Origin of the sequence: Methylotenera mobilis 13, from assembly GCF_000384255.1 — a bacterium.
Classification (GTDB): Bacteria; Pseudomonadota; Gammaproteobacteria; order Burkholderiales; family Methylophilaceae; genus Methylotenera; species Methylotenera mobilis_B.
The window spans coordinates 2,180,585-2,202,471 of sequence record NZ_KB913035.1; the positions used below are offsets into that span (position 1 = coordinate 2,180,585).

General features: G+C 41.4%; 24 protein-coding genes and 3 tRNA genes. 7 read left to right on the forward strand and 20 right to left on the reverse strand.

The window, feature by feature from the left end; all coding sequences use genetic code 11:
- Window positions 1–35: 35 nt before the first annotated feature.
- From A391_RS0110270 to A391_RS0110285, 4 genes are all read right to left on the reverse strand, one after another.
- Entirely contained in the window at window positions 36–311 is a 276-nt protein-coding gene (locus tag A391_RS0110270) for a methanol dehydrogenase [cytochrome c] subunit (protein WP_019899192.1), read from the reverse strand.
- Window positions 312–458: 147 nt separating this feature from the next.
- Window positions 459–1,034, reverse strand: coding sequence for a cytochrome c(L), periplasmic (gene moxG, locus A391_RS0110275; protein WP_019899193.1), 576 nt, complete (start codon window positions 1,032–1,034; stop codon window positions 459–461).
- Between the two features lie 50 nt (window positions 1,035–1,084).
- Window positions 1,085–1,918, reverse strand: a complete 834-nt coding sequence (gene moxJ / locus A391_RS0110280; protein ID WP_019899196.1) for a methanol oxidation system protein MoxJ — start codon at window positions 1,916–1,918, stop codon at window positions 1,085–1,087.
- Between the two features lie 187 nt (window positions 1,919–2,105).
- Window positions 2,106–3,905 carry a methanol/ethanol family PQQ-dependent dehydrogenase gene (locus A391_RS0110285; RefSeq protein WP_019899197.1) on the reverse strand — a complete coding sequence of 600 codons (1,800 nt, stop codon included), beginning with the start codon at window positions 3,903–3,905 and terminating at the stop codon, window positions 2,106–2,108.
- 237 nt (window positions 3,906–4,142) lie between these two features.
- Here A391_RS0110285 and A391_RS0110290 point away from each other — a divergent pair, with 237 nt between their 5' ends.
- The 5 genes from A391_RS0110290 (at window position 4,143) to A391_RS14200 (ending at window position 7,314) form a co-directional block, all read left to right on the forward strand.
- Window positions 4,143–5,087, forward strand: a complete 945-nt coding sequence (locus tag A391_RS0110290; protein ID WP_019899199.1) for a sensor histidine kinase — start codon at window positions 4,143–4,145, stop codon at window positions 5,085–5,087.
- A gap of 63 nt (window positions 5,088–5,150) precedes the next feature.
- On the forward strand, window positions 5,151–5,789 hold the full coding sequence (locus tag A391_RS0110295) for a response regulator transcription factor (protein WP_019899201.1): 639 nt from the start codon (window positions 5,151–5,153) through the stop codon (window positions 5,787–5,789).
- Between the two features lie 26 nt (window positions 5,790–5,815).
- On the forward strand, window positions 5,816–6,196 hold the full coding sequence (locus A391_RS0110300) for a hypothetical protein (protein WP_019899202.1): 381 nt from the start codon (window positions 5,816–5,818) through the stop codon (window positions 6,194–6,196).
- Window positions 6,197–6,241: 45 nt separating this feature from the next.
- On the forward strand, window positions 6,242–6,604 hold the full coding sequence (locus A391_RS0110305) for a thioredoxin family protein (RefSeq protein WP_019899203.1): 363 nt from the start codon (window positions 6,242–6,244) through the stop codon (window positions 6,602–6,604).
- Window positions 6,601–7,314 carry a hypothetical protein gene (locus A391_RS14200; protein ID WP_019899204.1) on the forward strand — a complete coding sequence of 238 codons (714 nt, stop codon included), beginning with the start codon at window positions 6,601–6,603 and terminating at the stop codon, window positions 7,312–7,314. The genes A391_RS0110305 and A391_RS14200 overlap by 4 nt, the downstream gene beginning before the upstream one ends.
- Window positions 7,315–7,545: 231 nt before the next feature.
- Here A391_RS14200 and A391_RS0110315 read toward each other — a convergent pair whose 3' ends face one another.
- The 11 genes from A391_RS0110315 to A391_RS0110365 form a co-directional block, all read right to left on the reverse strand.
- A complete protein-coding gene (locus tag A391_RS0110315; protein ID WP_019899205.1) occupies window positions 7,546–7,806 on the reverse strand; it encodes a (2Fe-2S)-binding protein in 261 nt (86 codons plus the stop codon).
- 94 nt (window positions 7,807–7,900) lie between these two features.
- On the reverse strand, window positions 7,901–8,788 hold the full coding sequence (locus A391_RS0110320; RefSeq protein ID WP_157261352.1) for a hypothetical protein: 888 nt from the start codon (window positions 8,786–8,788) through the stop codon (window positions 7,901–7,903).
- Between the two features lie 79 nt (window positions 8,789–8,867).
- Complete coding sequence (locus tag A391_RS0110325; protein WP_232416175.1) at window positions 8,868–9,254, reverse strand: hypothetical protein; 387 nt, start codon at window positions 9,252–9,254, stop codon at window positions 8,868–8,870.
- 451 nt (window positions 9,255–9,705) lie between these two features.
- Window positions 9,706–9,781 (reverse strand) — tRNA-Gly (locus A391_RS0110330).
- Window positions 9,782–9,836: 55 nt separating this feature from the next.
- Window positions 9,837–9,910: transfer RNA gene (locus A391_RS0110335), tRNA-Cys, on the reverse strand.
- Window positions 9,911–10,024: 114 nt separating this feature from the next.
- Window positions 10,025–10,100 (reverse strand) — tRNA-Gly (locus A391_RS0110340).
- A 74-nt stretch (window positions 10,101–10,174) separates the two neighbouring features.
- Entirely contained in the window at window positions 10,175–10,771 is a 597-nt protein-coding gene (pgsA, locus tag A391_RS0110345; protein WP_029144122.1) for a CDP-diacylglycerol--glycerol-3-phosphate 3-phosphatidyltransferase, read from the reverse strand.
- An 83-nt stretch (window positions 10,772–10,854) separates the two neighbouring features.
- Window positions 10,855–12,654 (reverse strand): excinuclease ABC subunit UvrC, encoded by a 1,800-nt coding sequence (uvrC, locus tag A391_RS0110350; RefSeq protein ID WP_019899209.1) that lies wholly within the window; start codon window positions 12,652–12,654, stop codon window positions 10,855–10,857.
- Window positions 12,655–12,752: 98 nt separating this feature from the next.
- Entirely contained in the window at window positions 12,753–13,274 is a 522-nt protein-coding gene (locus tag A391_RS0110355) for an SRPBCC family protein (protein ID WP_019899211.1), read from the reverse strand.
- 137 nt (window positions 13,275–13,411) lie between these two features.
- Window positions 13,412–13,594: a tautomerase family protein gene (locus tag A391_RS0110360; RefSeq protein ID WP_019899212.1), complete on the reverse strand. Its 183-nt coding sequence runs from the start codon at window positions 13,592–13,594 to the stop codon at window positions 13,412–13,414.
- Window positions 13,595–13,661: 67 nt separating this feature from the next.
- Window positions 13,662–14,354, reverse strand: a complete 693-nt coding sequence (locus A391_RS0110365; protein ID WP_019899213.1) for a cation diffusion facilitator family transporter — start codon at window positions 14,352–14,354, stop codon at window positions 13,662–13,664.
- A gap of 75 nt (window positions 14,355–14,429) precedes the next feature.
- Between A391_RS0110365 and A391_RS0110370 the strand changes: the two genes are divergently transcribed.
- On the forward strand, window positions 14,430–15,275 hold the full coding sequence (locus tag A391_RS0110370; protein ID WP_019899214.1) for a 23S rRNA (adenine(2030)-N(6))-methyltransferase RlmJ: 846 nt from the start codon (window positions 14,430–14,432) through the stop codon (window positions 15,273–15,275).
- Between the two features lie 170 nt (window positions 15,276–15,445).
- Entirely contained in the window at window positions 15,446–15,991 is a 546-nt protein-coding gene (locus tag A391_RS0110375) for a TIGR00645 family protein (protein WP_019899215.1), read from the forward strand.
- 6 nt (window positions 15,992–15,997) lie between these two features.
- Here A391_RS0110375 and A391_RS0110380 read toward each other — a convergent pair whose 3' ends face one another.
- The 5 genes from A391_RS0110380 to acnB form a co-directional block, all read right to left on the reverse strand.
- A complete protein-coding gene (locus tag A391_RS0110380) occupies window positions 15,998–17,092 on the reverse strand; it encodes a DUF2914 domain-containing protein (RefSeq protein WP_019899216.1) in 1,095 nt (364 codons plus the stop codon).
- A 19-nt stretch (window positions 17,093–17,111) separates the two neighbouring features.
- On the reverse strand, window positions 17,112–17,516 hold the full coding sequence (locus A391_RS0110385; RefSeq protein WP_019899217.1) for a hypothetical protein: 405 nt from the start codon (window positions 17,514–17,516) through the stop codon (window positions 17,112–17,114).
- Between the two features lie 536 nt (window positions 17,517–18,052).
- Window positions 18,053–18,697, reverse strand: a complete 645-nt coding sequence (locus A391_RS0110390; RefSeq protein ID WP_019899218.1) for a hypothetical protein — start codon at window positions 18,695–18,697, stop codon at window positions 18,053–18,055.
- Between the two features lie 75 nt (window positions 18,698–18,772).
- Window positions 18,773–19,084, reverse strand: a complete 312-nt coding sequence (locus A391_RS0110395; protein WP_029144124.1) for a hypothetical protein — start codon at window positions 19,082–19,084, stop codon at window positions 18,773–18,775.
- Window positions 19,085–19,195: 111 nt separating this feature from the next.
- On the reverse strand, window positions 19,196–21,799 hold the full coding sequence (gene acnB / locus A391_RS0110400) for a bifunctional aconitate hydratase 2/2-methylisocitrate dehydratase (protein WP_019899221.1): 2,604 nt from the start codon (window positions 21,797–21,799) through the stop codon (window positions 19,196–19,198).
- Between the last annotated feature and the right edge of the window lie 88 nt (window positions 21,800–21,887).

The following is a 21,887-nucleotide window of genomic DNA, read 5'->3' on the forward strand; positions in this document are numbered from 1 at the left end:
GATGCCATAAGACATCGGCCCGCAATCAATATTGATTAATCTACATCGTAATCAAATTTACCAGTGGCTTTTGCATTAGCAATCCGTTTGGCATTGCGTGCATCCATTGCCTGAATAGATGCTTGTTGTTTACCTACTTCTTTAGGGTCATGTTTTGGGTCGTATTTAGAACCAGCGATTTTTTCAGGGTAGCCAGGCTTAGCTTCCCAGCAATTGCCTGGTTCTTTACAGTTATGGCCGTCATATGCAAAAGCTGCGCCTGATGCAACCATTGCACTTGCGATTGCTACTAAAGTCAAAATTCGTTTCATTCAAATCTCCTTGTCATATGGTCGCTGGTGAAATTGCACTATTAACAAAACGCCACCAGTGAGCGTCTTGCTATGTTCATTTAATCTAACTATCAACATTAGCTTCTTGTGCTAAATTACTTTTACACTTTAATTTTTCCATCTAAATTATTTTTTCCACTTGGCTTTCTTTGGGTCACCCACATACACACTACGAATCCAACTCATGATTTGAAGAATCTCATCTTGTGAAATCAATCCTTTTTGTGGGCCCATCATGCCTTGCCCGCCGCCATAAATCGTCTCAAAAAAACCTTTGTCATAAGCATTGCCTGGGTATGTCCAGTAATCGTCGGCAAGTGCAGGTCCAAGCTTTCCTTCAGCCAAATGTCCATGACACCCTGAACATGCTGTTGAAAACAATGTGTAACCATTTTTAATCACGTCTTCATTCAGGTTATATGGGTTTTTTCCAGTTCTTTTAAACTCCTGAACGGCTGGAGAGTCAGTGCCCTTTCCATCATTAAAGTCTAGTGGTTCACCAGAAATAGTCCCTCTAAAGTCTAAAACAGGACCTAAAGACTCTGGATTTGGGTGAACTAGTGCTTCTTTTGCCACAGCAGTCTTCTGCTCACCTGACGCAGCAGATTGTGGAGAGGCATGACATGCTGATAAGAAACTTGCCATCACTGCGGCTGTACAGAATGCTGAAATTTGGCTACGTTTAAAAGATAAAACTAACATCTTGACCTCTACATATTTTCTAAATGGTATTAATTAACTGCGAAACTTTGTTAAATAGGCAACAGCGGGATGCCTTCTCGCTTAAGTACTGACTCAATCTCACTGCGTTTTTCATCTATGGCTTTATTAAGTGCCTGTTGTAATTGCACATCATCCTTACGCACCCCCATCACAATCTCATAGTGCATTTGTACAGATTCACCATTAGATTTTTTTGCATCATCTTTCACCAACTGTACTTTCAATGGTTCTTTTGATTGCTTCACATAGCGTGCCGCCTCTGGCGCCCACAGCATGGCTGCATGGATATATTTATTAGACACATCGTTCACAACCTCTTGTGGGTCAACCCTCACATATTTATTACGTGTAGACTGGTACTTTTGCTTCTCTGCAAAATAATCAAACATGTCATCAAATCGATTAATTTGTAGTAACATCACCTTGCCTGGACTATCTGGCATGACACCAATGCGGAAATTTCTCTCTTTCAATAAATCATCATTCCACGAAGAAATATCAATTTCACGATCTTCTCTAGTAATAAACACGTAACCAGTTTTGTAATAAGGTTTAGTCTTAAGCACGCGTGGATCTGTACTATCTACGCCAAGTACCATATCGCATTTCTTCTTATCTAAGAAAAAACCAACGGCATAGCGCGGATCATCCCAGTACACATAATTCAATTTTTTATTCAATGACTTCGCGATTATTTCTGCAATATCATTCTCAAAACCCTCTTTCTTATCATTAGAAAAAGGCATTTCATTTTTTCCAGCACATACGTTCAAATCATCGGCATACACCTGCACTGCCCACAAACTTAAAACACCAAGTACTAAAGACTTAAAACCAGAACGCAAAAACTTTTTATTTTTCATGCTAAAAAATACTCCTCATGCTAAAAAATTCAGGACACATCCAAATAAACATCATGAAACATAAACTGATAGGTGATACATGAAACTCATTTGGATAAGCCTTGGGTGAATGCAGGATAGGTATCAACCACCCATCCTGCACTACCTTACTGATTCAGCTAATGACTAATTCAACTAGCGTTTTGGTTTAAAGACTAAACACCATCAAACCGCCACCCATGTTGGTGTGATTTTGTAGCTCTTTGAAAGCACCTACAGCACCAAGGCCAGCACTTGGGTCAGTCAAGTCAAACACTAGACCAACACCAGGCCAACCACCTACGCCATACATACTTGCAACGTATTGCTTGCCTTTAAATGCATAAGTCATAGGAGATCCGATACCACCTGAAGGCATTTTGAATTTCCACAACTCTTTACCGTTGTTTTTATCCAATGCTTTGATATGGCCGTCTAAAGTGTTGTACCAAACTAAGCCACCTTTGGTGTACAAAGTACCACCCCAAGCCGCGAATTTTTCCCACTTAGACCATTTCACTTTACCTGTCACAGTGTCAAAGGCACGTACAGTACCCATCTCTGTTTTAGTCGGTCCACTAGGTCCAGGATACATTGCTAGCGTTGCACCAACAAAGAACTGGCCTGCACGGTATGGCAGCATGAACGGCTCCCAATCCATACAAATATGATTCAAACCAGCATACAAAGTACGTGATTCTGGGTCATATGAATCGACACCTTGGTTGTGGAAACCCATCGCTGATGGACAGATATTAGTGCCTTTATGATCCATACGTGTTGAAAACTCTGGGTCACGCACTGGCAAACCTGTTTTCAAATCAACTTTCTTAAACACGTTAACCGCCGGATCAACTTTGTCAGCTAAAATTAATTTACCTGTATCACGATTGAGTGTGTACATAATGCCGTTACGGTCAATATGCGTAAGAAGCGGCGTCATTTTTCCTTGAACAGGTTGATCAGTCAGCACCATTTGATTTACACCTGCAAAGTCCCACTCATCATGAGGTGTTTTTTGGTAGCCCCATTTTGCTTCGCCTGTATCTACATCACGCGCCCAAATTGTCATCGTCCACTTATTATCACCAGGGCGCATGGTTTCATTCCAAGGTGCAGGGTTACCTGATCCGTAGTAGAACAAATTCAATTTAGGGTCATATGCATACCAACCCCAGTTAGTACCGCCACCAATTTTCCAAGCATCGCCTTCCCATGTTTTGGTACCTAAACCAAATTGACCATAGTGAGGGTTATGTTCATTGAAGTTTTTTGCTAAGCGAATTTCACTATCAGGGCCTGTAGCAAATGCACGCCACTTCAATGCACCAGTTTTCAAATCAACAGCATTCACCGCACCACGAACCCCTAATTCAGCACCTGAACAACCAATCAATACCGTATCTTTAACGACATAAGGTGCTTGCGTAAATGTCATACCAACTTTAGGATCGCAAAGTTCAACTTTCCAGTTCACCTTACCAGTTTTAGCGTCTAAAGCTAACAAGTGACCATCTGCTTGTTTTTTAACGATTTGACCAGCACCATAAGCCACGCCGCGGTCAACAATATCGCAACACATCACGGCTTTAGTAGAGGCATCTTGTTTTGGCTTATGAGACCAAACAATTTTGCCCGGGTCATTTAAATTAACAGCGAACGTATTGTTTGGGAATGCAGAATGGATATACATCATGTCACCAATCACTAGCGGCGCACCTTCATGACCATGCAACACACCGGTTGAGAACGACCATGCAGCCTTTACATTCTTGACATTGTTTTTATTAATTTGATCTAGCGTACTATTATGCTGGCTGTTGTATCCACCAGTTTGCGTTGCCCATTGGTTTGGGTCATTCACACGTTTGGTTAAATCCTCATCTGCAAAAGCAGTTTGCACTGCTGCAAGAACAAGTAAACCGCCGATTGCTGCACTAACACTGACGTTAGCAACTTTGCGTTTCATATTGATCGTCTCCCTATAAATTGGTTAAACCGTATAAATCCGAAGCCATCATGATTATCAATTTGGCGAGGTGCATTATGTGCCCTCGCTATCTTCCAAATAAGATGAAACATTCCCGATGAAAAATGAAATTACTCATTACTGTTACATCTTGTAACTAGTCATTTACTCGATTTCATATCATCGGGAATTATTCCCCTATTCAAGATCCTGTATTTACAGAACAATCACTCACTTATGAAAATCAAAGAATTTTGGAATATACGTAAGCATTCTCAACGTGATGCAGCGGTGATAACCGTTGTGATTTCGCTGATATACATCTTCATATTGTGGATTGACTTGGCAGAAACCCTGACCAATTGGTTTGCACAATACGAAGAAGTACAGCTAGATGAAGTGCCATTTCTACTGTTGCTAATAGCGTTCGGAATGGCATGGTTCTCGAGAAGAAGAATGGTAGAACTCAATAACGAAATTCATTTACGTGTATCAGCAGAAGAAAAAATCATGCAATTACTAGTGCAAAACAAAGCACTCACTAGACATGTATTAAAAATACAAGAAGCCGAACGCCTACACCTTGCTAGAGATTTACATGATGATATTGGCCAATACTTATTAGCGATTCGATTAGACGCCTCTGCATTGAATTTAAGTAAAAAAGATCAAAATCTACATGCATCTACTACTCTTTATGCAAAAAGAATTTTAGCTAATGCTCAACATATACAAGAGATGACCAGAACACTGATGCGTCGTCTAAGACCAGCACCAACCAGTAGCCAAGACTGTACAGCAGCTATCAGCATATTGATTAAAGAATGGCACGAGCAACAACCTCATATTCAGTTAGATATCAACGTTGAAGCATGCTCATCCTTATTTACAGAACAAATTAACATCACCATTTATAGATTCATTCAAGAAGCACTCACCAATATCTCAAAACATGCTGACGCGCTAAATGTCAGCATTTCGCTCAAGTCAATCTCAAATGAACGTGGTCGGTTGCTATGTATAGAAATCATCGACGATGGCGTTGGATTTAAAGCTGAAGAAACTTCATATGGAATGGGAATCATCGGGATGCGCGAACGTATAGATGCAGTGAATGGTACCTTCATTGCAAAAAACAATACCAGCAAAGGTGTAACCATCAGCGCACAAATCCCTATCTAGACTTTTTTAAAATACATAAAGCGATTAAAAATCAATGTCACAGAAATTACTTGGGGTAAATGAATGAATAAAACAATTCTATTAGTGGATGACCATGCAGTAGTAAGACAAGGCTTAAAAAGTCTATTAGGTCAATGGGGATATCGTGTGGTGGCAGAAGCATCCAGCGGCGAGTCCGCAATATTGTTATGGCAAGAACATCAGCCCAGCTTAGTACTCATGGACCTAGACATGCCAGGACTAGGTGGCCTAGAGGCATTACAAAGAATTTTAGCGCGTAGCAAAGATGCAAAAGTGCTCATCTACAGTATGCATGATGACAACATCTATGCAATGCGTGCCATCCAAGCAGGTGCAAAAGGCTATGTGGTAAAGACAGATGACGTCAATATTTTATTAGAAGCGGTTGATAAAATCATGAAAGGTGGAAAATTTATAGAACAAAAACTAGCACAACATCTCGCCATCGATTTAATCAATGAAGCCAACAAACCTTTAGAAAAACTTTCCCCTAGAGAGTTTGAAGTATTTAGGCAACTAGCATCAGGTAACTCTCTTACTATCATTTCGGATAGTTTAAACATTAGCTATAAAACTGTTGCCAACATTCAAACCCAAATTAGACAAAAGCTTAACGTACATACAACCGCTAATCTTGTTCATCTCGCCATTCAGTTTGGCGTTACTCAGAGCAAAATCTAACTATCAACCATTCAAGGATCATCATTTTGAAAAATACAAAAACATTTTTAACACTGGCAATGACCAGTCTGATTATCGGTATTTTTATCAGCAACGTAAGCTTTGCAGAAAACACCAAACCAAATAACACTTACCAAGAAATGGAGTTTATTCAAACATTCAAAGGTAAAAATAAAGCGTTTGTACTGCAAACACTAGGCCAGCCAACTAAAAAAAGTAAACCTGTCAAACCATCTAATGCAGACAGCATCGTAGGCCAATCAAATGGTCCGGCTAATTTAAAGAAGGATGAAATTGAGATGTGGTACTACTTTAATCTAGTCAAATACAACTCAAAAAATACTTATAAACAAACTGAAATTACCTTCATCAATGATGCTGCAACCAATATGATGTTTCTCAACTAAACATTCATGCATCATAAAAACTAACCAATTAGGCAGACTATCAACATGGCAATTACTAATCTGACACAAGATAACTTCAAAACAGTGATTGAATCCAATCCTTTTGTCGTGATCGACTTCTGGGCACAATGGTGTGAACCATGTTTAATGTTCAGTAATACTTTTAAAAATGCAGCTTCTAAACATCCAGATGTCATGTTCTGTATGCTAGATACAGAAACCAATGCCGAGATTGCTGCTTACTTTAATATCGAGCAGATTCCATGCGTGCTAGCGATTAAAAACAAAATCGTGATTGATGGCATTGTCGGAGTCATGCCAAGTCAATCATTTGAAGAAAGCCTACAACAATGGAGAGATTTTGACACAACAGAAATTAATCGTCATTTCGCAGAACAAGATGCATGAAAATATTCGTCATGACCATACGCTGCTTAGCTGTAATCACCGCACTATGCCTGAATAATCAGGTATGCCTAGCTGGAGAACAAACAAAACAAGAAAACACCACTAAAAAAGCTAAAGTGCATCATTTATCGCCTATCGCACCAAAGGCTAGCGAAGCTTTCAAACGACAAAATGATGACCTCAGAAAATTGATGTTACAGCTATATCAATGCAATCAAAAAGACTTATTAAAAAGCACAAAAGTCAGTGCAGAAGAACTCGTACAATGGGTTTTTGAAGGCCCATTCGGTTGGAAGTTTGAAGCCATCAGACGAGTGCAATCTGTAGATGCTTTATCATTAAGCTTCAATGAACAATATCAAGGTGACCGTATCCTTCCCTTAATCACAGGCTTGCATACCATGCTTGTAAGCGCTTATGGGGGAGAGAACGACTTTAAATTCACAAAAACCATCTCACCAAAACATTTATATGATGCCGCTCACAATATTGAAATGACACGATTAAAACTCATCAACCCATCGAACGATGTTCATCACTTCAACGCCAATTGCTCAAGCGAGCAAATAAATGAAATTGAAACTACGTTTACAAACATCATTAAACGTACTAATCAATATGTGCAAAGTATAGATCATGCTGGCTCGATGAGAGAAAGCATAGTATCTGTAGATTATAGCTCAGCCGATTTTATAAAAATGGCTTACTAAAGGCACAACAAGAGAGTGCAATCTTAATTAAGCACAAGATACTTTAAATAGTTGGATATGACTTCACAAAATAAGAACATCCCTTATTTAAGGGCTTGGTAGCGTTAAATAAGGGTTATTTCTGGAGTAAACACAAATATAAATGTGGCGGAGTGGCTGCTGGCAAAGATACAGCTCTTTATATATTCAACCTTAGTAGCAAAGTATAAAAAATCTTTTTGTAACATCAAGTTATGCGCCATTTTCACGTTGAGCACTTAAACACTTTAAAAAGTCAGCGATATCCCACTCACAACCACCACAACCTGAGAGCGCCCCAGTCCATTGCGAGATTTGTTCCATATCCATACCGCGCTCAAAGTATTTTTGTATTTCGGCTCGCGTGGTGCCGCTACATTGGCACATTACCTCATCTGCAGCGCTATTATTCTGTGTACTCATTGGTGCATTAGCTTCAAGATTAAAAACAACAGATAGTTTAGCATCATCCATTTACGATGCTTAATCAAGCATTACACATTCATCAATGATTAGTGCGATGAATATATCTCCAAAGCCATCCAAAATGATTGATTGCCAGCATCACTCAAGGCACAAGCACCTCAATAGGTGTATTCAGCGATTCATCCACTGTGAAGAAGTCTGGTTCAGTACTGCCAGCTGGTGCAGATATTTTGATCGATGTTAAGGCTTGTGCGATAAAGGCAGAAGATTGTTTCACCCATTCTGGACGTTCCTTATCTTTAGGGTAACGGCTTGCGGTGTAGGGGGCACGTACTATTAATCGAATGTAACTGTTTTCTGATACGCCAGTGTAATAGGTATCTACCGTTTCCTCGGGCAAATCTACGATAGCTACTTTTTCGTAATGCTCTCGTGCCCATTGGCGTCCATTGATCACCACCACATCTCTTGAGATTTCTTTTCTACCTAGGCGGTTACCTTTAGCGTCGTATATATAATTAAAACCTTTCGTCTTTTCCACCAGACTTTCTAAGGTTCTATAGTCCGCCCACATCCATGCTTTATCTGAGGTGCGGTCTATTTTTGATTCCCACTCTTCAGCTAGATAAAGGCTAGCACCAATCCCAGTTTCCCCATAGGTACTCACGAATGGCCATATGCCAGTCTGATCTTTACGCCGAAAGCCAATCAAACCTAACATGCGCTGGTATTGATGATTGTCCAATACTTTAATTGCCTCGGAGATTTGCTCTCGATAATTTTGAGTATCTATGTCTTTCCGGTTGTAGCTTGCTGCCGTCCTGCCTTGTGGGATAGTCATACTAAAGGTGCGATCATCAATTCGGAGGGTGTAATCGCCTGGTGGAACAGGATTATTCACATCTGCCCAATGTTGACGAACTTCTTCATGAATGCGTTTTTCTCTTTGCTCGTAGTCTTCAGCAAGCAAAGTATTGGGAAGAGAGGCCAAGATCACGAATAGTATTACGGGGAGTGAGCAATATTTCATGGTGTTTTTTATATGGTGTGATATAGCGTGGTGGCTCTACGACATAACCGAATACCAAAGTACTTGGTTGCCATTATCTTTATATTAGATTGATTAATAAAAGTCCTATGATAATGTTAATCATCACAATCACAACAAATGAAGCAGCGTTATTCACCATGCTATTTCTTAGCATTTTCCCCGTTTCATTTAGATACCTGTCTGAAAAAGCTAATGGTGATAACACGAATACAGTTGATAAAAATATTGCTTCATTTTTGTGATGAATCATCTTTAAAAAATCGCCATACCCTTGTGACAAAAAGCGTATAGCGAGTGCAATATTGCATATTAAAAAACTAGTATCTAGTCCCAAAACAATCCTAAACAAAACTGAGTTTGATACGTTCTCTATGGCAAAAAATACTGTAATTGACACAAAGCATAAAACACATACAAACGCGCTATTCAATAACTTATTACTCATAAAACTCATTCTCAATCCTTAACCACTTCTACACTTTTAACTCGTACCAAAGTAGTACCGTGTTTTATTCATCAAACAAACCACCTTTTTACTTGGTAGTCACACTTTTCAATACACCCTTGCCAATTGAACTACAAAGCCAAACTTCTAACATAATTGATTAAACGTATATGCTACTAAACTCTTTAATCCATTACTGTAAATTGTTGTTAACTGAATAGTTAACAACAACGCTATTAACAACAATTGTCCTCGGCAGAATACAAAAAATTTCAGACAAAGCGTTTAATGAATAATAAAATAGGACAAGCAGGGGTGAGCTGGTAAAAGTTTTTTAGTGTGGGATATTTCAAGCACAGATAAAACCTGTCATATGTATAAACAGGTACAGGGAATTATTTTTGAAATGAAAAACGGCGAATACATGACTGTATTCGCCGTTTTTAATGTTTGGAGCGGGAAACGAGGCTCGAACTCGCGACCTCAACCTTGGCAAGGTTGCGCTCTACCAGCTGAGCTATTCCCGCCTAACTAAAACCAATTAAAGCTGCCAAATTAATACAAAAAACCACTACAAAACACTGGAGGCGCGAGCCGGAGTCGAACCGGCCTAAACGGCTTTGCAGGCCGCGGCATAACCGCTTTGCTATCGCGCCAATGTTGGCATTATATACCATACAACAGAAGTACATTCATTGATGATAAAACCAAAGAGGCATACTTTTTAAAACTAAAACGGCGAAGCATTTATGCATTCGCCGTTTATTATTTGGAGCGGGAAACGAGGCTCGAACTCGCGACCTCAACCTTGGCAAGGTTGCGCTCTACCAGCTGAGCTATTCCCGCGTGTCGTTAAGACAGGCGCCATTATAGAGGGTTTGAAGATATCGTCAAGTACTAGATGCGCATTTTTCACTAAATTATTTGCGGTTTATTTTCGGCATTGCAGCACGTAAATAATAAGCCATTGATAGCAATGTTAAAAATGCTGCGATCACGATTAGTACCTGTCCAAATAATTTTGTAGGGAACATGCCAAGGTTTGCCACCTCAATACCATCCCAGTACAATAAAAATAAAATTGCGACCATTTGTACAGCTGTTTTCACTTTACCTATCATTGCCACACCGACGCTACTGCGCTGACCTTCCCCTGCCATCCACTCACGCAATGCACTGATCGCAATTTCGCGGCCAATAATAATCAAAGCCACCACAGCACCTACACGCTCAAACTCAACTAACACGATTAATGCAGCCGCTACCATTAATTTATCAGCAACAGGGTCTAGAAAAGCCCCAAATGAAGAGATTTGATTTAGCTTTCGTGCCAAGTATCCATCAAGCCAGTCCGTCAATGCAGCGACGGCAAAAATCGCTGTTGCTGTTAAATTTACCCAATGTGCTGGAATAGCACCGAACGCCTGCGGATTTGTGGGCAAATAAAAAATAATGACAAATACTGGTATCAACAAGATACGTAGCCATGTCAGCATGGTTGGGATGTTGCAAGTCATATAGTTAATCTCTAAAAAGTAACGATTTCTATCAATCGCCAACTACTTATTGCCTAATTGCTAATTGCATTAGTTAATTGCAATTAGTGTAGTTCGCCGTATATTTTCTCAGCCAAACTTTGGCTAATGCCTTCAACATTGGCAAGTTCGTCAATACTAGCATTTTTTACGCCATCTAAACCGCCAAAACGCGTTAGAAGCGCTTTACGGCGCTTAGCACCAATCCCCTCTATATCTTCTAAGCTCGAGTGCAATCTGGCTTTCGCGCGCTTCGCACGGTGACCGGTAATGGCAAATCGATGTGCTTCATCACGAATCTGTTGCAGCAAATGCAAACCTTTGTTGTCTTTTTCCAGATTAATCATTTCACCCGTATCAGAAAATATCATGGTTTCCAATCCTGGTTTGCGGTCCTCACCTTTGGCAATACCAACCAACAGAATGTCATCTAGCCCAACTTCAGCCATGACTTCAATCGCCACGCCAAGTTGGCCTTTGCCGCCATCAATAAATACCAAATCTGGACGCTTCCCCTCACCCGCCGCCACTTTCTTATAGCGTCTGGTGAGCACATCTCGCATCGCCGCATAGTCATCACCGGGGGTGATACCTGTGATGTTATAACGTCGATATTCACTATTCTGCATATCGCCACGGTCAAATACGACACAGCTGGCAACGGTGGCCTCGCCCATCGTATGGCTAATGTCAAAGCACTCCATACGTTCTGTGCTATCTGGCAGGTTCAATGCTTCTCGCAGCGCAATCAGTTTAGCTGCTTGATTGGCAGAGGTTGCAGCACGCTGGCTTAACGCTAACTCCGCATTGGTTTGCGCCATTTTTAACCATACGCGCTTATCGCCAATAGGATTAGTGTTAATCTTGACCTTACGGCCCGCTTGCTCGCTCAACACCTCTTCAATTAGGTCTGTTTCAATTTTAATGCCAATCACAATAAGTGGTGGTGTATTCTGCGCCACATAATGCTGTGTTAGAAAGGCTTCCATACTCGTTTCTAAAGTCTCACCTTCAGAATTTTTCGGCATATAGCTTCTATCACCTAAATGCCTTCCACCTCGTATCATCACTAAGTTAATACAATGTTGTCCTTGTAGCTCAGTACAAGCAATCACATCAGCATCAGATACATTAAAATCACTGACAAACTGCTTAGCTTGCACTTGGCGTAACGCCTGAATGCGATCCCTAAACACGGCAGCTAGCTCGTAATCTTGATTAGTTGCGGCCATATTCATTTGTTCAGCAATGGTATCCATTACTTCTGTTGTTTTACCCTGCAAAAACATCGCGGCCTGATGCACGTCATTGCGATAATCATCAGCCGTAATAAAACCTACGCAAGGCGCTGTGCAACGCTCGATTTGATGCTGTAAACATGGACGGCTACGGTTGGAAAATACGGTATTTTCGCAAGTACGTAATTTAAAAACTTTCTGGAGTAACTGGATACTTTCACGAACAGCGACAGAGTTAGGGAATGGCCCGAAATACTGGTTGCCTTTGCGTTGTGAGCCCCGATGAAATGCTAAACGTGAATATTCATCGCCTGTCAGCGTGATGTAAGGGTAAGATTTGTCGTCTCGAAACAACACGTTGTAACGTGGCATCAACCCCTTAATCAGGTTATTTTCGAGCAACAAGGCTTCTGCTTCACTGCGCGTGACGGTTGTTTCCAAGCGCACGATGTTGCTCACCATCATTCGCGTACGTGGGCTTGGTAGATTCTTATTGAAATAAGAGGAAACTCGTTTTTTGAGATCTTTGGCTTTACCGACGTAAATAACCTCGTCACTCGCGTTAATCATGCGATAAACGCCTGGCAAGTTAGGTAAGTTTTTTAAGATGGGTTTGGGGTCGAACATGAGCGTATTTTAACAGCCCATTAATTGAATTGGCTTAAATCAGTGACGGTAAATATAACAAGACCAATATTAACCGTCACTGTTACTGCTGAAGCGCGTTATTCTGAGATTTTTTTAATATTTTCTAAACCTGATTTAAAAATACCCAAAATTGCCGCTTTAGCTGCAGCATCATCTTGGCCAGCTGCACCTGGGTTAGCTGGGTCTTTGCGCTTAAAGTTTGCACTCCAAACAACGGTCGTTTTACCGTCTGCACTTTCTTTAATCTTTAAAGTGGCACCATACTCACGCACAGGTAATACGCTTTCAGTGATTTCATACTTCATTGTTTTTGTAGCGGCATCAAAACTAGTGAGCACTTCATTAATTTTGCCGCCATCTTGTGTAGTTAATACACGCGTAGCGCCAACTTCATCAGCTTTACCGCTAGTGATTTCAGTTTTAGCAATCGCTGGGTGCCAACTCATGTCTGCAAAACTACCAATTTTTGCCCACACTTTGTCAGCTGGCGCATTAATTTCAACGGTTTCTTTCAAACGGATTGTTTCATCAATCGCAGCAGATGCTTGGTTAGTAAATGCAAACAATGAAACCAACATTGCTGTAAAAAATTTACTCATAAAAACCTCAAAATGTTAATAATTAAGAATACGCTCGTCTTAATACGAGCCGGTAAGAATATACATGATAATTTAAGCAAGATGTATGCAAAATAACAGCGCCTCTAAGGATGCCTCTAAGAACTAGAGCTTTGACGCTAGGCATCCAGCAACTCACCTGCTATCGCCCAATCCTCATAGGCAATCTCTTCAAAAGTGATGTAAGTATAAGATTTTGGCTTATGTGCAACACGCTCTAATGTTTCTGTAATTTCTTTAGCGATTTGCGCCTTTTGCTCACGAGTTACTTCCCCTGCTAATTTAATATTCACATATGGCATGCTTATTCTCCTTTGGTTTACAAAAGTGACGGTTTATTGTTGAAGTATGATAATACTGAGATAGTGCTTAATGATCGTGATTATGGTGATGTCCGTGGTCATCTGCATGTTGATGATATTTAGTATGCTGGCCTTTTAATGTAGACCATATATCTCGTATGAGGTTTAAAGTAAGCATCAATAGCAAAAATGAAATCAATATCGACAAAATAGGATCAATCAGCATCCAGCCTGTAAAATAAATCACGACACCGGCGACCACTGCAGCAACAGAGCCTAGTAAATCACCTAAGACGTGCAAAAAAGCAGCACTATTATTTAAACTCTCACCATGCTCATGTGCTTGATGATGTAATTGCTTAGCCACAACCAGATTAACAATTAGTCCGACGCTTGCAATAATGATCAAACCAAATCCTTGTACATGATGCGGCTGTTTGAACCTAGAAATTGCCTCAACCACGATAAAAATAACGACCACTAACATAGTGACAGCATTGATGATTGAAACAACAAGTTCTGCATAACTTACACCAGATTGATGACGCGAAACATTGGATTTCTTACTCATCACAGAGGCCATCCATGCTAACCCAAGCGCTGCAACATCAGAGAACATATGCCCAGCATCACTTAAAAGTGCTAATGATCCTGTGTACCAACTACCGATGGCTTCGACGACAGCGAAAATAAGAATAAGTAAAAAAGGAAGGAAATAATGATCGTGATCATCATGGTTGTTGTGTGTTGATGTATTCATAAGCTAAATGCTAACCCAAAAATATAGGATAATGTCGGCTTACCACTACTTTTAATCATCCTTATTTAATACGCTATGCTCAGTTATCGCCACGCATTCCATGCAGGCAACCACGCCGATGTACTTAAGCATTATGTACTAGGCCTAGTGCTTGCCCACACCAAACAAAAAGATAAACCATTTTGGTACATAGACACGCATGCAGGTGCTGGCATGTATAGCCTGCAAGATGGCTATGCAACACAAAACCAAGAGTTTAAAGAAGGTATCAGCAAATTATTATCTGCTAAAAACTTATCGCAACCCTTAGCAGATTATGTGGCACAGATTCAATCTTTCAACACTGGTAGTGAGTTGAGCTTTTACCCCGGGTCACCCATGGTTGCTGAATCATTTATGCGCGCAGATGACAGAATGCGTCTGTTTGAATTGCACCCAAACGACTACAAGCTATTGTCAGAAAACTTTGAAGGCTTTGGCAAACAAGCTAAAGTTGAAATGCAAAATGGCTTTAAAGGTCTAAAATCATGTTTACCGCCACCACCGCGCCGAGCAGTAGTGCTGATAGACCCCCCCTATGAAGATAAACAAGATTATCACTATGTAGTAGATGCAATTAAAGATAGCTTAAAACGATTCCCTACTGGCACCTATATCGTTTGGTATCCCTTACTACAGCGCCCAGAACCCGCTGAGATGTTAGATGAGCTATTAGCACTCAATGTACCAGACTGGCTACATGTGACTTTATCTGTTGAAGCCCCGTCGGAAGAGGGATTTGGCATGTATGGCAGCGGATTATTTATCATCAACCCTCCATGGACGCTACCCAAAACCTTAGCAGAAACAATGCCTGTTTTAACAGCGCTACTTGCACTGGATGAAACGGCAAGTTTCACTTTAGATAGCCAGATTGAATAAAAAACAGTCGTTCAAACTGCTACAATACACACGTTCTATTCCAAATTCTTAATCATTCGTGTCTAGGCGATGAGGCGAAGACAGTGCTGTAGCATGGCAAGCCGAAGGTAACAACGACAGGAATGGTTTAGAATTGGAATTACGTTATTTATTTAAAGGTTTTACACACTATGCAAGAAAAAACTAAACAACATGCGACCGTATATAAACAAGGTAGCATTATGACCAATATTTTATTTGGTAGCCGCTGGTTACAACTACCGCTTTATTTAGGGTTAATAGTAGCGCAGGCTGTCTACGTGTTCTTTTTTGGCGTTGAGCTTATCCACTTAGTATCAACTGCACACAAGATTGTTGAAGCGGACATTATGCTGATTGTATTAGGCCTGATTGACGTAGTGATGATTTCAAACTTGCTGATTATGGTAATTGTTGGTGGCTATGAAACGTTTGTTTCGCGCCTGAACTTAGAAGGCCATCCAGATGAACCGGATTGGCTCTCTCACGTTAATGCCAACCTGTTGAAAGTAAAACTAGCGACAGCCATCATTGGCATTTCATCGATTCACCTGCTCAAAACCTTTATCAATGCGCACAATCTATCCGATAGAGTATTAATTGCACAAACCGTGATTCACATGGCTTTTGTACTTTCTGCTGTGGCGATTGCTTATATCGACAAACTGATGGCACATTCAGAACCTACACAACACTAAAAATCACTAATACAACAGCACCACTCTAGGTGGTGCTGTATCTACATGGTGTACTGAAAACTTATGTACGGTAATCGTTTTTTCGTTTTCAGTTTCCACACTGACACGCCAATCACCCGCTGCCAAATTATTTTTATAAGTGTACCCTCTAAAGCCCTCATAACGACCGCCAGACAATTCAAAACCAATGCGTGATTGCGTTACCCAGCCTTGCTTTTTATTGTAATGCTGCCAGCGATGGAACAATTTTGCTTCAAGGCCCGGTGGCGCGAATATCGAAGAAAAACAATAAACACGCTGTCCCGCTACCATGTCTAAATCATTGCTAGTTTTACGCCAAAACACCCACCAAGGTGATGCCTGTTGTGATAATCGATATTGACCATTGGCTTTATCCAACTCAAATGCCACCACCACATCACGCTTAACTAAAGGCACAGGCGGAATCATATCAGCTGCATAAGCCGCCATGAGCAATGCCGCAATACCAGCCACAGGCTTAATACTACCTAAATGATTAGGTGTTTTTTTGTAGAGCCAAAAAGCCAGACTAGCACCAAGTAAGGTACTTAAATAAAACCATACAGCATGAATACTGCCTAGCAAAAATGGCAATGCAAAGTTAAACAACAACATTGCGCACAAACCAAACATAGACCAGCTTAATGTAAAACGTTTATATTTGTCTTCTAAAAACTCATTCGCTACCAATAATATCGCCAGTGCTAGCGACATTAGCCATGACAGCCAGTGGCTAGAACTTTTAAAATACAAGATAAATAACGCACTGAAAAGACTACCAAACAGGAACTGAAGTAAGAAATAAGGGAGCCGTGGCGAGTAGTGTCGTTTAAAGACCGACACTAACCTACCCTCACTATTTTCGATTGGTATTGGACGGCCGATTAAATAGAGAATAATTGCGGCGCAAAGAAGATATCCAGCAAATATCCATAAATCCGAAGCGACAACGTTGTGGCCTATCGTCAATGCATCCCACACGAAACCTGCAACAAAGAATATAGCTGGTAAAAAATCAGTAAGTCTGCGTACGCGTTGCATACTTACCTGCACCCAAGAAGGATTGGTTAAAGTGTTCATACAATACTAGCAATGAAGCCTATAAAAAATGGCCGAGTACATAGCCAATGATAATACCGATGATTAACGCGATGGTAAGCCCACGATAGGTGAGCACATCTTTTGAATAACCGCGCTTAATGGCGACAAACGAGACGATATAACCAATCGCATTTAACAGCCAAATGATAGATAAGCTCAGCACCTTGACGATCAATGGACCGATGACAGGCACTAAGCCAATCACACCTAGCAACCAGACAAATACATTAGAGACAACGCCAAATAACAAAATACCCGCGGTTACAGCTTTAGCATCCCAGCCGAAGTGCCACGCGGCGAAAACCACCACGACCAACACAATGCTAAGTGGCAACATCCATTTCCATGTGCCTCGTTTCGGAGGCTTGATGATATCACTATCAAAAATGTGTTTTTCGTCCATGGGATAATCAAGGTAGTTTAGGATGAGATGATTTTAGCATTGAACCGTGTTTTCGATGTTGCTAAACCTAAAGTAATCAAGTATGCGCACCTACGACTTTACAAGTGCTTTAGCGATTAGCAAGTCGAAATAACTTGCGGTGCGTTAGCGGTAATTCACCTGTGACTAGATAATTTACAATGCAACCGCGTGGGTAACAAGTTACCCACCCTACGGGGCAGAGCTTGAAAAAATAACGGCAAGTTCAGATGGTTTTGACCTTAATCCCTTTCTGCTGCGCCTATGTTGATTGGGTTTAATGGGGGAAGTCGGCAAGCGGTTGTTTGAGTGCTTAAAGCACGAGTTTCCGCTTGCCGCCCATTAAGGCTAAACAACACAGGAAACAAGCAGCAGGGGGGTAGCTTTTTCTTTGGTTTCTTTCTTTTGGCTACACAAAAGAAAGAAACTCGCCGGTCGGGCGAGACCGACAAACTAACTAAGGAGAAGTGGCGTGAGCAAACAAGTTGCCTACCCTATAGAGCTGCTACGAGGTTAATTCATTTTGATTTCAATATCGAACTAAAGACGTAGCTAACTTGGGAGTGGTCTTCTACTATTGTGCGATGAAAATTGTCGAGCGCTACACACGTCCTGAAGCTAAGGACTGCTATGAGCTTTTGGCTTGAAGAACCATAGGTCATCTCATACATACTGGTTTTTCCAGCATCTAACCCCATAAGAATTGGGTAGACAGCAGACCAGATGTCGAATGAAGGCGGAAGAAGTTCGTGTATGTTGGCTGCTAGTTGCCGAAGGTTTTCGTTGTCGAGCGCAGAAATATGATCTGGTAGGAAATTCTCATGAAGCACTTCACGCAGCGTTTTTCCGGGAAGCGCCATTGCATTCATGGCTTCAGCTACTTGCTTGCTATAAAACTCGATGTCTGTTCTTGCTTGTTGTAAGTACGCTTGATCGAACTCATGCGTATTCAGTGATTGTTGAAGCACCAACTGCCAGAATAAGACAGAAAGAGTCAGAAGCGCGACTATTGGTGAATAAATTCCACCGATAGCTGAGCCGAATTCAGCCCATCTAGCGTGATTCGAAGAGAGCTTCCATCCAAAAATCAATATGTAGGTTCCTACAGGTGCCGCTATTGTAGCTATGGCAAAGAAAGCAAGAATACAAGTTCTGCGAATCATGGCTTAAGGCCTAACGTTTGAATTAAGGAATGCAGTTAGGCATCCCGCCTGAATGATGCGTTAGGCCTATATATTTCATTTTAGAAAATTGATGATAAGCAATACTATAAATGCCACCATCAGAACTTTTATATATCGTAGTGAACGGTTAATTTCCGTAATTTCCGCTAGACTCTTTGGCAAATAACTCATACGGTCTTCATAACAAAACTTTCTCTCTGCCTCAAACCCTTCTTCAAGCCTTTCTAAACTGTCAGAAATCCGTGTAATACCATTCGACATTTCTTTGACTTCACACTCGATTGAAAAAAGGGCATGTGCATGCTGCAACGGATCACGTAAATTTTGCTCACGAAGATCGTCAAGACCATCGTTATATTGCTTCATAAGCTCACCTGGTACCATAGGCCTAAAGTAAATTAGCCATGCTATTTGACCTATACCTCTCTGTCAAACTAGCATGGCTAATCATTTCAAATATGATTAAAACTTAATGCTTCAAACCGCCTCAGTAATCGGAATGACTTTTTTACCGTTAGAAAGTGCTTCTAAAGCTGGCGTGTAATCTGTCATTTGATCGAAATTCAGGTATTTGTAGATTTCAGCCGTATTCGCAAGTTTATTGCCTACCGTCTCCAAATACTCTGCATGCGTCGGCATGCGGCCTAACTTAGCACAAACTGCTGCCAATTCAGCTGAACCCAAATAAACGCGCGCGTCTTTACCCATACGGTTATCAAAGTTACGCGTACTGGTTGAAAACACAGTGGCTTTATCTGCCACACGCGCTTGGTTACCCATACATAATGAACAACCTGGCACCTCTGTTCTGGCACCTGCAACACCAAACACAGAGTAAACACCTTCATCACGCAATTGCGCCTCATCCATACGGGTCGGTGGTGCAATCCACAAACGTGTTGGAATGCCACCAGAACCTTCTAATACTTTAGCCGCTGCACGGTAATGGCCGATATTCGTCATACAACTGCCGATAAATACTTCGTCAATCTTATCGCCAACCACTGCTGTTAATGGTTTGATGTCATCTGGGTCATTCGGGCAAGCGACTAAAGGCTCAGTAATCGTGTTGAGGTCAATTTCAATCACATGTGCGTACTCAGCATCTTTATCCGCCTCTAATAACTCAGGCTTAGCCAACCAAGCTTGCATGCTTGCGATACGACGTTGCAGTGTGCGTGGATCTTGGTAGCCGTTATCAATCATGTTTTGTAGCAACACGATATTTGAAGTCAGGAACTCAATCACAGGTTCTTTATTTAATTTTACGGTACAACCGTTCGCTGAACGTTCAGCTGAGGCATCGGCAAACTCAAACGCTTGCTCTACTTTCAAATCTGGTAAACCTTCAATTTCCAAGATTCTGCCGTTAAATACATTCTTTTTACCTTGTTTACCAACGGTTAAAGTGCCTTCTTGGATGGCAGCGTAAGGAATTGCATTCACTAAGTCACGCAAGGTAATGCCAGGTTGCATTTCACCTTTAAAACGCACTAAGACAGATTCAGGCATATCAAGCGGCATTACACCCATGGCTGCAGCAAAGGCAACTAAGCCAGATCCAGCCGGGAACGAAATACCAATCGGGAAACGGGTATGTGAGTCGCCACCGGTACCAACTGTATCAGGCAACACCATACGGTTTAACCATGAGTGAATCACACCATCGCCTGGGCGTAAGCTGACGCCACCACGGCTACTCATAAACTCAGGCAAGCTATGCTGTAATTTAATATCCACTGGTTTTGGATAAGCAGCTGTGTGGCAGAAGCTTTGCATCACTAAATCAGCACTGAAGCCCAGACACGCCAACTCTTTAAGCTCGTCACGCGTCATACCGCCAGTCGTATCTTGTGAACCAACCGTTGTTGCCTTAGGCTCGCAATATGCGCCTGGACGCACGCCTGTACCTTCAGGCAGGCCACAAGCTCTACCCACCATTTTCTGCGCCAATGTGTAGCCTTTGCCAGTATCTTTTGGTGCGATGGATTGAATAAATAAATCTGATGCTGGCAAACCTAGCGCATGACGTGCATTGGTAGTTAAACCACGACCAATAATCAATGGGATACGGCCGCCAGCACGTACTTCATCTGGCATTGTCGTTGGTGCTAATTCAAACGTGCTAATCACTTCACCTTGTTCATTTAATACCTGTCCTGCATAAGGTTTAATGGTAATCACGTCACCCATTTGCATTTTTGATACATCACATTGAATCGGCATCGCGCCAGAATCTTCTGCAGTGTTAAAGAAAATCGGCGCTATTTTGGTGCCTAGAATAACCCCACCAGTGCGTTTATTAGGAATATTAGGAATGTCATTACCCATAAACCACTGCACTGAGTTGATCGCTGACTTACGTGATGAGCCAGTACCGACCACGTCACCCACATAAGCAAGTGGTAAACCTTTTTCTTTTAAGGCTTCAATGGTTTTTAAACCTTCTGGCATTTTATTCACCAGCATTGCTTTTGCATGTAATGGAATATCTGGGCGGCTCCAAGCCTCTTGCGCAGGGCTTAAATCATCCGTATTAGTTTCACCATCCACTTTAAATACAACGACTTTAATTTCGTCCGCTAATATTGGCGCATTGGTAAACCATTCGGCATTCGTCCAAGACTCAATGAGTTTTTTAGCATGCGCGTTGCCTGCTTTCATTTTTTCATCAACATCATGGAATGCATCAAACATGAGAATCGTTTGAGACAATGCCTTTACAGCTGCGTCTGCCATGGTTGGGTTCGTCGCCGACAGATCTAATAGCCCGACTAATGCTTGAACATTGTAGCCACCAAGCATGGTGCCCAACAAAGCAACCGCTTGCTCAGCGCTCACTAAAGGCGACGAAGCTTTGCCGTGCGCGATGTCTGACAAAAATGCCGCTTTCACATAGGCAGCCTGATCCACACCTGCTGGTACGCGATTTTCAAGCAAATCGACCAACAGTTTTTCTTCACCCGCTGGCGGATTTTTAAGTAGCTCGACAAGTTGTGCAACTTGTTCTGCTGATAATGGTAATGGAGGAAGTTGTTGTGAAGCACGCTCTTGTACGTGCGCTGCATAGGCTTTTAACATAACGGTTTTCTGCTTAGATTTCTAGTTAAATAAAATTGTGATTATTATAAACTAGCTTAACTTAATGTTGATTAGTGCATATATGATG